We start from the raw sequence: 13,933 nt of genomic DNA, 5'->3' as shown, positions 1-13,933 counted from the left end.
CTACATCTTTTATTACATTTGATACAAGAGATAACAAAAGCTTCAAAAAGGAGTTTGCCATGAAATTTAATTCAATCATTCTAGCTGCTGTAGTAGCGACATCTGCTTTAACAATGACTACAGCCAATGCAGGTAATGCAACAAATACAGCCTTGACCTCTGCCTTAGGGGGTGTCGTGGGCGCCGCAGTCGGTAAACAAATGGGCGGCACTACAGGTGCAATGATTGGTTCCGCTATTGGTGGCGGTGCAGGTGCTGGTGTTGCTGCAAACAAACGTGATCGTACTGGCGCTGTGATTGGCGGTGCTTTGGGTGGTGCTGGTGGTTATACCGTAGGTAAAAACATGGGTGGTACCAACGGTGGTTATATTGGTGCTGGCTTAGGTTCTGCAGGTGGGGCATTGCTGGGTAAAAAAGTAAGTGAAGACCGCCGTTATGATGACCGATACGATCGTGACTACTCTGATCGTGATGAGCGTCGCTATAATGATCGCTATGACCGTCGTAGCAGTAAATATCGTTATAATGACCGCCATGACAATGGCCGTCATGTAGGCTGGAACAAACGTCGTTAATTCTAAAGATTTAATTTAAAGCACCTTCGGGTGCTTTTTTTATATATGTATTTTATATAGGTACTGCAATTACTTAATTCATACTCATAATATCAATATATCGAAAAAAAACGATATACAAATTCAATCAGTCATCGTATGCTTTTCTTAGATTCCATATTTGAGAAAACCAATGCGTTTGTTAAAAGACATCCAATTTTCAATACTTGAACTTGCACCCGTCCGTGATGATAAAAGCATTCAATTTTCACTGCATCATGCTTTGGAAGTGGCACAAAAGGCTGAACAATTAGGTTATAAACGTCTATGGTTGGCAGAACATCATAATATGGACGGCATTGCCAGTTCGGCAACTGCGGTATTACTAGGTTATATCTTAGCAAATACCCACACCTTAAAAGTCGGTTCAGGTGGCATCATGCTGCCTAATCATGCACCACTGGTCGTTGCTGAACAATTTGGTACTTTAGCCACCCTTTATCCGAATCGTGTGGAATTGGGGCTTGGCCGAGCCCCTGGAACAGATCAGGTCACAATGCGCGCCTTACGTCGTGGCCGTCAGGAAACTGAAGACCAGTTCCCACAAGACGTATTGGAAATCCTGCAATACTTCAAAGAACCTGCACCGCATCAACGTATTGTGGCCACTCCAGGTCAAAACACGCATGTTCCGGTTTGGCTTTTAGGCTCAAGTCTATTCAGCGCGCAACTGGCAGCTAAATTGGGACTTCCCTACTCCTTTGCTTCACATTTTGCGCCGCGCATGCTCGATCAAGCGATCAAGCTGTATAGAGAAAACTTTGAACCTTCTGAATATCTGGATCGTCCTTATGTTTCCATGGGTGTTCCAACTGTGGTTGCTCAGACTGATGAAGAAGCTGAATATCTGGCAACCAGTGCCTATCAACGCGTACTGGGCTTAATGCGTGGACAAAGCTTGAAACTCAAAGCTCCTGTTGAAACAATGGAAGGCATTTGGTCACCTGCAGAAAAAATGTCAGTCGATAACTTCTATGCGATGGGACAAGTTGGTTCAGCAGAAACTGTTAAAGCCGGTTTAGAAAAATTGCTGGAAAAATACAATGTTGATGAGTTCATTTTCACCTGTGACATTTACGATACAGATAAACGTATTCAGAACTTTGAATTATTGATGGATATCAAAAATTCCTGATCGTTTTGAAAATTCTCCATAGCACCTGTATAGGTGCTATTTTTTTATCTCAAATGCCCATTCAGCTGATCATCTTATCGATTTTATGCCGATTCGATTGGACAACATATGTGATCTTGTTTAGCTTAAACATAATAGCCGCATAAAAAACAACCAAATACAAAAAATGGAAAATAGAATGAATCAATATATCAATAAACCTAGCTCTGCATTTATTGCTGTAAGTTGGGTGGCACTGATCACGGGTGCAGCAGCATATATCATCGGCTTATTTAACGCGTCAATGCTACTAAATGAAAAAGGCTATTATTTAATCCTGATTTTATATGGCTTATTTGCAGCAGTCTCTTTGCAAAAAATTGTCCGTGATAAGCTCGAAGGCATTCAAGTGACTGCAATTTATTTTGGGCTTTGCTGGGCATCCATCGTGATCTGTATTGCTTTACTTGCCATTGGCTTATGGAATGCTTCACTTGAATTAAGTGAAAAAGGATTTTATATCATGGCATTTCTACTGAGTTTATTTGGCGCAGTTGCGGTACAGAAAAATATTCGTGATTTAGACTATCTCAGAACACATACCCAGCCACCAAGTATCCCCCATTACGCCAACACACCATTTCAAGCTGTAGAACAGGATGAGGAAAAAACTTAAGCTGTCACAAGCATGCTAAAAAACCAAGACTTGTTCCTTCATGGCAAGTCTTTTTTTATGAAAGCCCAATTAAAAAATCATGAAGATCAATCACAAGAGAATCACTATGTCACAGTGAATTTTCCAGAATTGTAAGAACAATCAAACCAGAGTTATCACAACGATTGATATTAAATTATTTTATCCTAAGCGCATAACAACCTAAATCATAAGCAAAAAATAATCCACATTCTAATTAATCCCGGCGTTTCGATGACTGACCGGATTCCAGAAAAATCTTTACCAAAAGTTCCAATCTGGGTATATCAATGAACTGTAGAACTCATCGCGACAAAGTAAAAATAAGAAAGGATATGTAAATGGTTAACAAGAAAAAAGATCCATTGGATGGTTTCTTTCAGAATACACCCGATTTTTTTCAAAAATTTAAGGGGAAAATTGTTTCATCAGAAGATATTAAACACTTTGATTTTTCCAGTTTAAATGTTGCCATTGTAGGTGCAAATCAAAGGACAGTGACGCATTTAGATCAAATTTGCAGTCATGCTAAATCAGTTAAAATATTTCAAATTACCCCCCATTTTATTTTGCCACATACAGAAAAAGGCATTCATAAACTGCTTTCGCATCCTTTGATTATTAAAAATCGCCGCTTATTTAACAATCGCGTCAAATCATTATTGGCTATTCGCTATCTTGAATCACAACTAAAAGACAACTGGTTAAAACGGCAGTTAATGCCCAACTCAGCAAGTGAAAATAAAGTGTTTTTTAAGTCAGATACTTACTATGCAGCCCTACAGCGTGAAAACTGCAAGTTAATTACATGGCCGGTGGTTAAAATTACAGAGCATGCCGTACAAAGTATAGAAGGCATTGAACACTTGGTAGACGTGATTATCACGACCTATTAAGTTTCAAGCATAAAAAAGAGGCGGATATGCCTCTTTTTTATCGATCGATTTATTTTACTGTACCGGTATATTGATAATTTTTTTTAGCTTTTTGATAGCGCAAATAATTTTGTGTCAACTCACCTGATGGCTTAATCAATAAAATATCAATGTTTTTAAGATTCTCAGATACGCGAATATAGTGTCGATCCATATCAAAAGGTTGGATATTTTTTGGATAAAAATTGCAGTCATAGCTGACATCTATCTGATCCAATGCTTTTGTTTTAGTCTTAAAGACATTCACAGATTTATATTGGGCATTTTTAATTTGAGTCGCTTGAATGCTATAAGCCCCCACACAACCACTGCCAATATGCGTTCTGAAAATAAGATAAGTAGGCATATTATTTAATTGAGTTTGATGGATTGCCTTAATCAATCCCCCATCATTTAATGCCTGGGTAATGACTTTGTTGCCCTGTTTAAACTGTACATAAGACTCAAATTCCCGCATTGAGCCTCCAGCAGAAATATTAAACGTATAAAATTTAAGCTTTCGATCAGGGCTATAGTTCACAAAAATCATATTTTTGCTCAGCATATTTTTAAATGCATAGCTAAAACTTTGCGGATTTTTTTCAATAAAGTCTGCTACTTTTAATTCAACTTCCTGATTGACGCCGTCATTTTCATAGCGATCAGTCAGACTGGTTTTATAATATTGATTGATGATATTACTTTCAAATTGAGCCACAGATTGTGCAAAAGTCTGACCATTCACCAGACCCAACATAGCGAAAAAAAGAGCAATTGTTTTTAGCTTTAATATTTTATTCATATAACAGTCCTCTTATTTTTCGATTATAAAAAGTAGAGTTAAACCTTTTGATTTAACTCTACTTTTACTTTAACCAATACGACGTTTAAGTCCTGTCATTTGTAAAACACGGGTTGAAATTTCTTCAATCGACATTTCTGAAACATTCAAATATTTAATGCCTTCAGAAATATAAATCCCTTCAACTGCACGAAGTTCCATCTGACATTGACTGAAACTTGCATAACGGCTGTTTGCCTTGCGTTCAGTACGAATCGCCACAAGACGCTCCGCATCAATCATTAAACCAAACAGTTTATTTTTATGTGGACGCAATACTGCAGGCAAACGGTTGTCGTCCAGATCTTCTTCAGTTAACGGATAGTTCGCAACACGAATGCCAAATTGTAATGACAAATAAATTGAGGTTGGGGTTTTGCCTGAGCGTGATACGCCAATCAGAATTAAATCAGCCTTGTCATAATGGCGTGTACGTGCCCCATCATCGTTGTCCAAAGCGAAATGAACTGCATCAATACGGGCTTTATATGACTCTGAATCGGTCACTGCATGGGTCTGTCCGACTAAAGTTGTAGGAGGAGTACCTAAAACCTCAGACAACTTACCAATAAGACCTTCAAATACATCAAGATTTACTGCATTTGCAGTGTTAATAATATCGCGTACATACGGGTCTACAAGGGTATCAAACACCAGTGGTTGCTGCCCATCACGCTCAGCGCGCTGGTTAATCTCTGCAACCACAGTCATTGCAGCCTCTTCAGAGCTAATATAAGGAATAATATGAATGTCAAAATCTACATGAGGAAACTGCGCTAACAGTGAGTGTCCAAGGGTTTCAGCGGTAATTGCCGTACCATCGGAGATAAAAAACACACTGCGCTTAATTTGTTTACCTTCTGACATTAAAATTCTCCTTAAATATTTGTCTAAGTACTGTAAAATCTTTATAGTAAACCGATCTTACATGACTGTCGCCGAGTTAAATCAAAAAGCTTCGCGATTTGTTATAATTTCATGCCAAGATATGATTAATACTGCAAAAGTGGAGTAACAACTTTGGAAGCGCGCGTAATTGGTCTAGAAAAATTAGGGAAACACGACGTTGAACTTGTAGGTGGGAAAAACTCATCTCTGGGTGAAATGATCAGCCACTTATCTAATGCTGGTGTGTCAGTACCCGGTGGTTTTGCAACCACAGCTGCTGCTTATCGTGAATTTCTCGAGCAAAGTGGCCTAAACGCTAAAATTCAGGCAGAGCTATCAACGTTAAATGTTGATGACGTAAATGCTCTTGCCGCAACTGGCGCCAAAATTCGCCAATGGATAGTCGATACTCCGCTTACAGCAGAACTTGAAAAAGAAGTTCGCGACGCTTTCGCTGAATTATCTAACGGCAACCCTGACATCGCGGTTGCCGTTCGTTCATCTGCAACTGCAGAAGATTTACCAGACGCTTCTTTTGCCGGCCAGCAAGAAACTTTCTTGAACATTCGCGGAATCGATAATGTATTGATTGCGATTAAAGAAGTTTTTGCATCTTTATATAATGACCGTGCAATTGCATACCGCGTACATCAAAACTTCAAACATGAAGTTGTTGCCCTTTCTGCGGGTATTCAACGCATGGTACGTTCTGAAACAGGTGCTGCCGGTGTAATGTTTACATTGGACACAGAATCTGGTTTCCGTGATGTAGTATTTATTACTGCATCTTATGGTTTGGGTGAAATGGTTGTTCAGGGCGCAGTAAACCCTGACGAATTCTACCTGTCTAAACCATTATTAAACGCTGGCAAACATTCTATCCTGCGTCGTAATCTTGGTTCTAAACACCAAAAAATGATTTATGGCGAAGAAGCTTCTGCAGGTAAATCGGTTGTGGTCGTAGACGTTGAAAAACAGGAACGCCAACAATTCGCATTAAATGATCACGAACTTCAAGAACTTGCTAAACAAGCCTTAATCATTGAAAACCATTACGGTTCTCCAATGGACATCGAATGGGCGAAAGATGGCGATGACGATCAAATCTATATCGTTCAAGCACGTCCTGAAACTGTAAAAAGCCGTGAAAATGTCGGCACAATGGAACGTTACCTGCTTAAACAAAAAGGTACTGTGATTTGTGAAGGCCGTTCAATTGGTCAACGTATCGGTTCTGGTAAAGTACGTATCGTTTCTTCAATTAAAGAAATGGATAAAGTACAAGACGGTGATGTTCTTGTATCTGACATGACTGACCCGGATTGGGAACCAGTGATGAAACGTGCGGCTGCGATTGTAACCAATCGTGGTGGTCGTACTTGTCACGCGGCAATCATTGCACGTGAGCTTGGCGTTCCAGCAATCGTGGGTTGTGGCAATGCAACTGAAGTCCTTGTAGATGGTCAAGAAGTAACAGTTTCTTGTGCTGAAGGCGATACAGGCTTCATCTACGAAGGTTCTTTAGATTTCGAAGTTCAACGTAACTCTATCGAATCTATGCCAGCACTTCCGTTCAAAGTCATGATGAATGTCGGTAACCCTGACCGTGCATTTGACTTCGCACAAATTCCAAACGAAGGTATTGGTTTAGCACGTTTAGAATTCATCATCAACCGTATGATTGGTGTACATCCTAAAGCCTTGTTAAACATTGACAGCCTTCCACGCGAAACTCGTGCAGCTGTTATGGCACGTACTGCGGGCTACTCTTCTCCAATCGAATTCTATGTAGAAAAATTGGTTGAAGGTATTTCAACCCTTGCTGCTGCTTTCGCTGACAAACCAGTGATTGTTCGTATGTCTGACTTCAAGTCAAATGAATATGCGAACTTGATCGGTGGTAAGTTATACGAGCCAGAAGAAGAAAATCCAATGCTTGGTTTCCGTGGCGCTAGCCGTTACGTGTCTGACAACTTCCGTGACTGTTTTGAGCTTGAATGCCGTGCATTGAAGAAAGCACGTGATGAAATGGGCTTAACCAACATTCAGATCATGATTCCTTTCGTACGTACAGTTGCTGAAGCGAAACGTGTAATCGAGTTATTGGGGCTGAATGGTCTTAAACGCGGTGAAAACGGTCTTAAAGTAATCATGATGTGCGAATTGCCAACCAATGCATTGTTGGCTGATCAATTCCTTGAACACTTCGATGGCTTCTCTATCGGTTCTAACGACTTGACTCAGTTAACGCTTGGTCTTGACCGTGACTCCGGTATCGTTTCCCATCTGTTCGACGAACGTGATCCAGCAGTAAAAGCATTGCTTTCACTTGCAATTCAAGCATGCCGTAAAGCAGGTAAATATGTCGGTATTTGTGGTCAAGGTCCTTCTGACCACCCAGATCTTGCTCAATGGTTGATGGAACAAGGCATTGAATCAGTATCTCTAAACCCAGACTCGGTTTTAGACACCTGGTTCTTCCTTGCTGAAGAAAAAGCTCAACAAGCTTAAGAAACTATGTTAAAAAAAGACCCACATTTGGGTCTTTTTTTTCATCTATAATTTAAGGGTTTGCCATACAAACCTAATTTACGTTTTGAGATTTAATATTTATGCAAATTTACTTGGCTCGTAATAATCAACAAGCTGGTCCATATACCTTAGAGCAGTTGAACCAGATGCTCACTAGTCAGCAAGTTCTGCTCACAGATTTGGCTTGGCATCAAGGCATGACCGAATGGAAAGCTTTAGGTGAATTAACCCAAGGTAAACTTGTATATCAACCTGAAGGTTATGTAGCTCCTGCAGCTTTTCCTGAGCAAACCCCTGTTCAGAATTCCAGCTTCAGTAAAATTCATATTGAAAAAAAAGCAGCACCCAATGATGAACTCGCTTCAATCACTACCCGGATCTTAGCAAAAATTATCGATTTATTGCTCTGGTTACCCGCAGCAGCCATTCCATCTTTTTTTCTGAAACCCGAACAGGTTAACCAGTTGTCCGAGATTCAGCAAAAGATGCAATCTGCCGATACCTCCACTCAGGCAGTTCAACTACAGCAGCAATTATTTACCCTTATTCCCGCAGAAGCTTGGCAAGCAATGTGTGTATATATCATTATTATGCTGGGAATTCAGGCATTTATATTAGCTAAATCTGGGCAAAGCATTGGCAAGAAACTGACTAAAATTAAAATCGTAGATGCAGAAAGTGGTGAGAAAGTCAGCTTAATGCGTGCATTTACTTTACGTAGTTTCATCTTCATTATTTTGAATTTGCTGTTTATGCCATTTGTCACCATTGTTGACCATGTTTTTGCGATTGGCGAAAAACGCCAAACTTTGCATGATAAGCTTGCAAAAACTAAAGTGATCAAACAATAATCATACAAAAAACAGGGCTATTTATAGCCCTGTTTTTCCCCAGAATATTGATATTAAAATAAAATTATTACATGAAAAGTTTAATTCCGAGTAAAAAAATCGGTTTTTATAACAGTCATTTAAAGCCCCTTTACATATAGCTTAGTTCAACAATATGAGGCATAATGCCTCACAACGTAGCGGTGTCTCATGATTGGGAAGGATTTTCTATGCTTAGAATTTCTAAGCGAAAATAAAAACATTTCCAATCATGCGACACTTTAATCGCTATCCCATATTAAATTAGGGAATGGGACTCTTCACCGAGGTTGTAAAATGAGACAAACAATTTTAGCTGTATTGTCTTTATCTGCGATGGCTGCACTCTTGACTGGGTGTGGCGGTGATATGGTACTTCTAAACTCAAAAGGTCCAGTTGCTCAAGGTCAATCTGACCTGATGATGACTGCGATCTATTTAATGCTTTTGGTGGTAATTCCATCAGCAATTATGGCATTGTGGTTTGGATGGAAATATCGCGCATCGAATAAAGATGCAGACTATAAACCTACATGGGCACACTCAACTGCAATTGAAATTGTAGTATGGGGTATACCTGTCATTATTATTGGTATTCTAGCGTGGTTAACTTGGTGGGGTTCCCACAAGTATGACCCATACCGTCCGGTAGAATCTGATAAAGCACCTTTAACTGTTCAAGTTATTGCTGAACAATTCAAATGGATCTTCATCTACCCAGAACAAAACATTGCGACTGTTAACGAAATGCGCTTCCCAGAGAAAACTCCGGTTAGTCTTCGTTTAACTTCTAACTTCACAATGAACTCGTTCTTTATCCCTGCATTGTCTGGTCAGATTTATGCAATGGCGGGTATGCAGACTCACTTGAACTTCTTGGCAGACGAAACTAGCTCAGCCGAAGGCTACCGCGGTTTCTCTTCTAACTATTCAGGTTATGGCTTCTCACAAATGCGCTTCCGTGCTCATTCTGTGACAGATGCACAGTTTGCTGAATGGGTAGCGGCAGTTAAATCAGGTAATGGCACTTCAGTAAATCCTAACGCAGTTCAAAAAGCTGTTTTAGACCAAACTGAATTTGCTGCTTTACGTGACGGTAACCGTTCTACGCACCAAATCGAAGCAATGGTTGTGAATGCTCAAACTCCTGAAGAGAAGGCTGCTGCTGAAGCGTTGAAGCCTTATCCAACTAAGCCACACCCAGTGACTTATTATTCTTCAGTAGAGCCTAAATTGTTCGAATCAGTGATTAACAGATACATGAGCAACTACCACGGTGCTGACCATTCAGCAACTGCGGATCATGAAGCTGCTGCTTCTGATGCTCATGCAAATGTTGAACATGCGACTGCAGCTTCTGTAGAGGAATAAGACATGAGCTTATTAGGTAAGTTAGGTCCGGATTCAATTCCACACGATCCAATTGTATTGGTGACTGTTGCGATGATGATCCTAGGTGGCCTTGCAGTCGTTGCAGGGATCACCTACTTTAAAAAATGGAACTACCTGTGGACTGAATGGTTCACTTCTGTAGACCATAAAAAAATTGGTATCATGTATATCTTTGTATCTGTAATCATGTTAGTTCGTGGTTTCGCAGATGCGATCATGATGCGTCTTCAACAGTTCCTCGCGCGAGGTGGTGGTGAAGGCTATTTACATCCTGAACATTACGATCAGATCTTTACTGCCCATGGCGTAATCATGATCTTCTTCGTGGCGATGGGTCTTGTAGTTGGCTTAATGAACATCTCTGTACCTTTACAGATTGGTGCTCGTGACGTTGCCTTCCCATTATTGAACTCACTCAGTTTCTGGTTATTTGCTGGTGCTGCGGGTCTAATGATGGCTTCTCTTGCACTAGGCGAATTCGCTGCAACTGGTTGGATGGCTTATCCTCCACTATCAGGCATTGAATATTCTCCAGGCGTAGGTGTTGATTACTATATCTGGGCACTGCAAATTTCAGGCTTGGGTACGCTTTTAACGGGTGTTAACTTCTTCGTTACCATCATTAAAATGCGCGCACCTGGCATGACACTCATGGATATGCCGATCTTTACCTGGACATCTTTATGTACAGCAGTATTGATCATTGCAGCTTTCCCAGTGTTGACTGCTACGATTGCAATGTTGTCACTTGACCGTTACTTCGGTTTCCACTTCTTTACAAACGACTTGGGTGGTAGCCCAATGATGTATGTAAACTTGATTTGGACTTGGGGTCACCCAGAAGTTTACATCTTGGTATTACCTGCATTCGGTATTTACTCAGAAGTTGTAGCAACGTTCTCTCGTAAAGCATTGTTTGGTTACAAATCAATGGTGTATGCAACTGTAGCAATCACAGTATTGTCTTTCGTTGTATGGGTTCACCACTTCTTTACCATGGGTGCTGGTGCCAACGTTAACGCGTTCTTCGGTATCATGACCATGATTATTGCCATCCCTACTGGTGTGAAAATCTTCTCTTGGTTATTCACCATGTACAAGGGTCGCATTACCTTTACAACACCAATGCTTTGGACACTTGGCTTCCTTGTGACTTTTGGTATCGGTGGTTTAACAGGTGTATTAATGGCAGTTCCACCAGCGGACTTCCTGGTACATAACTCGTTATTCTTGATTGCTCACTTCCATAACGTAATTATTGGTGGTGTAGTATTTGCAATGTTCGCAGGTATCATTTTCTACTGGCCAAAAATGTTTGGCTGGAAACTCAATGAAACTTGGGGCAAGGCAGCTTTCTGGTTCTGGTTCTTCGGTTTCTACTTTGCATTCATGCCACTTTATATCCTTGGTTTCATGGGTATGACTCGTCGCTTGAATACATATGACAACCCTGAATGGGATCCGTATGTATCGATTGCATTATTTGGTGCTGTTCTGGTTGCTCTTGGTATTGCATGTTTCTTAATGCAAATCATTGTTGGCTTCTTACAACGCAACAACAATATCGATCACACTGGCGACATCTGGGATGGCCGTACTTTAGAATGGGCGACTTCTTCACCTGCTCCGTTCTATAACTTTGCTCATCTTCCAAAGATCAATGGTATTGATACTTTCTGGACTGACAAAGAAAATGGCATCGCATATGCTAAACCAACCAAGTATGAAGACATTCATATGCCAACCAACCGTGCTGCTGGTTTCGTTATCGCTATGTTCATCACTGTAATGGGCTTCGCGTTAATCTGGCATATCTGGTGGTTAGTAGTTGTTACGTTCATTGCCACTATCGTTAGCTTCATTGTGTCTTCTTTCACCAAGAAAGTGGATTACTATGTACCTGCTGCCGAAGTTGAGCGTATTGAAAACGAACGCTATGCGATTCTTGAAAAACACTTGAAGAAGGACTAAGACAATGGCTGAAGTACTTCATCACGACAACCATGGACACGATGAGCATCATCATCACGATGATACTGACATCACAGTCTTTGGTTTCTGGACTTACTTGATGAGTGACTTGATCCTGTTCGGGACACTCTTCATTGCGTTCGCTGTATTAAGCAGTCACATTCCTGTTGGTACTCCAAGTGCTAAAGAGCTTTTTGGTGATTCTTTAGGTTTCGTTTTAACTGAAACTTTCGCCCTCTTGATCTCTTCTGTGACCTTCGGTTTTGCCGTACTTGCTTCATACAAGAAAAATGTGGGTCAAGTTCTCACTTGGTTAGCAATTACTTGGGTATTTGGTGCTGCCTTCATCGGTATGGAACTTTATGAGTTCAACCACCTTGTACACGCTGGCCATGGTCCGACTACAAGTGCGTTCTTATCTGCGTTCTTTACCTTAGTTGGTACGCACGGTATTCACGTAACTTCTGGTTTGGTATGGATGCTTGTGTTGATGTATCAAATCAAGAAAAATGGTTTGACACTTCCAAACACTCGTCGTCTTGCTTGCCTAAGCTTGTTCTGGCACTTCCTTGACATCGTTTGGATCTGTGTATTCAGCGTAGTTTATTTGATGGGAGTTCTATAATGAGTCATGACCATAACTCTGCTGGTGCAGCGCACGGCAATACTAAGCAATATACCATTGGCTTCATTCTTTCAGTTTTGCTTACAGTCATTCCTTTTGGTATGGTTATGGCAGGCGGTTTTGGACGTGGCCTGGTTATTGCAACGATTGCGATCACAGCTGTTGCTCAGATTCTTGTACAGTTAATTTACTTCCTGCACATGAACTCTTCTTCAGAGCAACGCTGGAATGTTATTGCGTTCATCTATACAATTCTTACAGTTGCAATCTTATTGGTTGGGTCTGTATGGATCATGAACTACCTTCACTACAACATGATGATCTAAACTGATTGTCATGCTGAAAAAGTATTTATTCCTGACTAAACCAGGAATTCTCTTTGGTAACTTTGTTACCACTTTGGGCGGCTATTTCCTAGCCGCTCAAGGTTCTGTAGATTTCCTTTTATTGCTTATTACCCTCCTTGGTACAACTTTGGTTGTTGCCTCTGGTTGTGTGGTCAATAACGTTATTGACCAGGACATCGACCAAAAAATGCAGCGCACACAAAATCGTGCGATGGTTAAAAAATCTGTTTCTGTCCCTGTGGCCTTGGTGTATTCCCTGGTACTTGGAGTGATGGGTTTTAGCATTTTATGGTTCTGGGTAAATGCGTACGCTTTTTTATTTGCAGTGATTGGTTTTGTGGTCTATGTGGTGCTTTATAGCCTCTGGACAAAACGCACAACAATTCACCAAACCGTTATTGGAAGTATTTCTGGTGCAAGCCCACCAGTAATTGGATATACCGCTGTTAGTAATGAATTTGACTTGGCTGCACTGCTTATTTTTATTGGTTATGCACTTTGGCAAATGCCTCATTCCTGGGCGATTGCAGTATATCGTTTTGATGACTACAAAAATGCAGGTATTCCGATTCTTCCTGTAGCACGTTCTGTTTTACGTACTAAAATTGAATCACTGATTTATGTTATTTTATTTACCATCACCATGAATGCCCTGTTTGTCTATGGTTATACAAACTGGCTATATCTGGTTATTTTAAATGCGCTATGCATTTATTGGTTTTATATTGGTGTACTGGGCTTTAAAGCTGAAAATGACCAACTCTGGGCAAAACGCTTTTTCCTGTTTTCGGTTATTCTGATTACGATCATCAGTATATGTTTTAGTTTTACCTCCCAAGCGCCAGCAACACAAATCGCGTTTTTCTAAAAAAGATAGAGTTCTACTCTATCTTTTTTTTGATCCATTAATTTTCATCATTCCAAAAATATCTATTCAATATCTTTTTCTATTTTTATTTATTCCAGCTTTCCCCCTGTCAAGCTCGTATATAAATCAATCATTACCAAAAGATTCCCTTGTAATCTCTCCTTAAAAGCACTAAAATTCACGCTTCGCAATTTTTGCGACACAACTTTGGTTGTGACTCCTTGCTTCTGGCTTTTCAAAAGTTAGGGGCTGCACAAACCGTAA

13 protein-coding genes are annotated in these 13,933 nt (G+C 40.4%); 11 read left to right on the top strand and 2 right to left on the bottom strand.

Annotation, left to right across the window (positions count from 1 at the left end; translation table 11 throughout):
* Window positions 1-59 precede the first annotated feature (59 nt).
* The 4 genes from ACU0NF_RS00810 (at window position 60) to ACU0NF_RS00795 (ending at window position 3,318) form a co-directional block, all read left to right on the top strand.
* Window positions 60-575: a hypothetical protein gene (locus ACU0NF_RS00810; RefSeq protein ID WP_445659818.1), complete on the top strand. Its 516-nt coding sequence runs from the start codon at window positions 60-62 to the stop codon at window positions 573-575.
* Window positions 576-747: 172 nt separating this feature from the next.
* A complete protein-coding gene (locus tag ACU0NF_RS00805; protein ID WP_445659817.1) occupies window positions 748-1,749 on the top strand; it encodes an LLM class flavin-dependent oxidoreductase in 1,002 nt (333 codons plus the stop codon).
* Between the two features lie 178 nt (window positions 1,750-1,927).
* Complete coding sequence (yiaA, locus tag ACU0NF_RS00800) at window positions 1,928-2,404, top strand: inner membrane protein YiaA (protein ID WP_445659816.1); 477 nt, start codon at window positions 1,928-1,930, stop codon at window positions 2,402-2,404.
* A gap of 359 nt (window positions 2,405-2,763) precedes the next feature.
* Complete coding sequence (locus ACU0NF_RS00795; protein WP_445659815.1) at window positions 2,764-3,318, top strand: flavoprotein; 555 nt, start codon at window positions 2,764-2,766, stop codon at window positions 3,316-3,318.
* Between the two features lie 49 nt (window positions 3,319-3,367).
* Here the strand turns inward: ACU0NF_RS00795 and ACU0NF_RS00790 are convergent, their stop codons facing one another.
* Both ACU0NF_RS00790 and ppsR read right to left on the bottom strand, forming a co-directional pair.
* Window positions 3,368-4,138: a hypothetical protein gene (locus ACU0NF_RS00790; protein WP_445659814.1), complete on the bottom strand. Its 771-nt coding sequence runs from the start codon at window positions 4,136-4,138 to the stop codon at window positions 3,368-3,370.
* A gap of 69 nt (window positions 4,139-4,207) precedes the next feature.
* The gene (gene ppsR, locus ACU0NF_RS00785; protein ID WP_131316541.1) at window positions 4,208-5,044 is read right to left on the bottom strand and encodes a posphoenolpyruvate synthetase regulatory kinase/phosphorylase PpsR; all 837 of its coding nucleotides are present in this window, start codon (window positions 5,042-5,044) and stop codon (window positions 4,208-4,210) included.
* Window positions 5,045-5,197: 153 nt separating this feature from the next.
* On the opposite strand from ppsR, the gene ppsA reads away from it, so the two are divergent.
* The 7 genes from ppsA (at window position 5,198) to cyoE (ending at window position 13,669) form a co-directional block, all read left to right on the top strand.
* Entirely contained in the window at window positions 5,198-7,576 is a 2,379-nt protein-coding gene (gene ppsA, locus ACU0NF_RS00780) for a phosphoenolpyruvate synthase (protein WP_445659813.1), read from the top strand.
* Between the two features lie 101 nt (window positions 7,577-7,677).
* Window positions 7,678-8,448, top strand: coding sequence for an RDD family protein (locus tag ACU0NF_RS00775; RefSeq protein WP_445659812.1), 771 nt, complete (start codon window positions 7,678-7,680; stop codon window positions 8,446-8,448).
* A 315-nt stretch (window positions 8,449-8,763) separates the two neighbouring features.
* Window positions 8,764-9,837 (top strand): ubiquinol oxidase subunit II, encoded by a 1,074-nt coding sequence (gene cyoA / locus ACU0NF_RS00770; RefSeq protein WP_445659811.1) that lies wholly within the window; start codon window positions 8,764-8,766, stop codon window positions 9,835-9,837.
* 3 nt (window positions 9,838-9,840) lie between these two features.
* The gene (cyoB, locus tag ACU0NF_RS00765) at window positions 9,841-11,829 is read left to right on the top strand and encodes a cytochrome o ubiquinol oxidase subunit I (protein WP_445659810.1); all 1,989 of its coding nucleotides are present in this window, start codon (window positions 9,841-9,843) and stop codon (window positions 11,827-11,829) included.
* Between the two features lie 4 nt (window positions 11,830-11,833).
* Entirely contained in the window at window positions 11,834-12,454 is a 621-nt protein-coding gene (gene cyoC / locus ACU0NF_RS00760; RefSeq protein ID WP_131269369.1) for a cytochrome o ubiquinol oxidase subunit III, read from the top strand.
* The gene (locus tag ACU0NF_RS00755; RefSeq protein WP_407303445.1) at window positions 12,451-12,780 is read left to right on the top strand and encodes a cytochrome o ubiquinol oxidase subunit IV; all 330 of its coding nucleotides are present in this window, start codon (window positions 12,451-12,453) and stop codon (window positions 12,778-12,780) included. Before cyoC ends, ACU0NF_RS00755 begins: the two co-directional genes overlap by 4 nt.
* Before the next feature lie 10 nt (window positions 12,781-12,790).
* Window positions 12,791-13,669, top strand: a complete 879-nt coding sequence (gene cyoE / locus ACU0NF_RS00750) for a heme o synthase (protein WP_445659809.1) — start codon at window positions 12,791-12,793, stop codon at window positions 13,667-13,669.
* The last annotated feature ends 264 nt before the right edge of the window (window positions 13,670-13,933 follow it).

It is taken from the genome of Acinetobacter sp. F16, from assembly GCF_052712855.1.
This window is presented reverse-complemented; position numbering and strand designations above follow the sequence as displayed.

Coding starts and splice junctions, on each gene's coding strand:
- cyoC (WP_131269369.1), top strand. CDS start 11,834: ATGGCTGAAGTACTTCATCACGACAACCATGGACACGATGAGCATCAT.
- ACU0NF_RS00805 (WP_445659817.1), top strand. CDS start 748: ATGCGTTTGTTAAAAGACATCCAATTTTCAATACTTGAACTTGCACCC.
- cyoB (WP_445659810.1), top strand. CDS start 9,841: ATGAGCTTATTAGGTAAGTTAGGTCCGGATTCAATTCCACACGATCCA.
- ACU0NF_RS00795 (WP_445659815.1), top strand. CDS start 2,764: ATGGTTAACAAGAAAAAAGATCCATTGGATGGTTTCTTTCAGAATACA.
- ACU0NF_RS00775 (WP_445659812.1), top strand. CDS start 7,678: ATGCAAATTTACTTGGCTCGTAATAATCAACAAGCTGGTCCATATACC.
- ppsR (WP_131316541.1), bottom strand. CDS start 5,044: ATGTCAGAAGGTAAACAAATTAAGCGCAGTGTGTTTTTTATCTCCGAT.
- yiaA (WP_445659816.1), top strand. CDS start 1,928: ATGAATCAATATATCAATAAACCTAGCTCTGCATTTATTGCTGTAAGT.
- ACU0NF_RS00790 (WP_445659814.1), bottom strand. CDS start 4,138: ATGAATAAAATATTAAAGCTAAAAACAATTGCTCTTTTTTTCGCTATG.
- cyoA (WP_445659811.1), top strand. CDS start 8,764: ATGAGACAAACAATTTTAGCTGTATTGTCTTTATCTGCGATGGCTGCA.
- cyoE (WP_445659809.1), top strand. CDS start 12,791: ATGCTGAAAAAGTATTTATTCCTGACTAAACCAGGAATTCTCTTTGGT.
- ACU0NF_RS00810 (WP_445659818.1), top strand. CDS start 60: ATGAAATTTAATTCAATCATTCTAGCTGCTGTAGTAGCGACATCTGCT.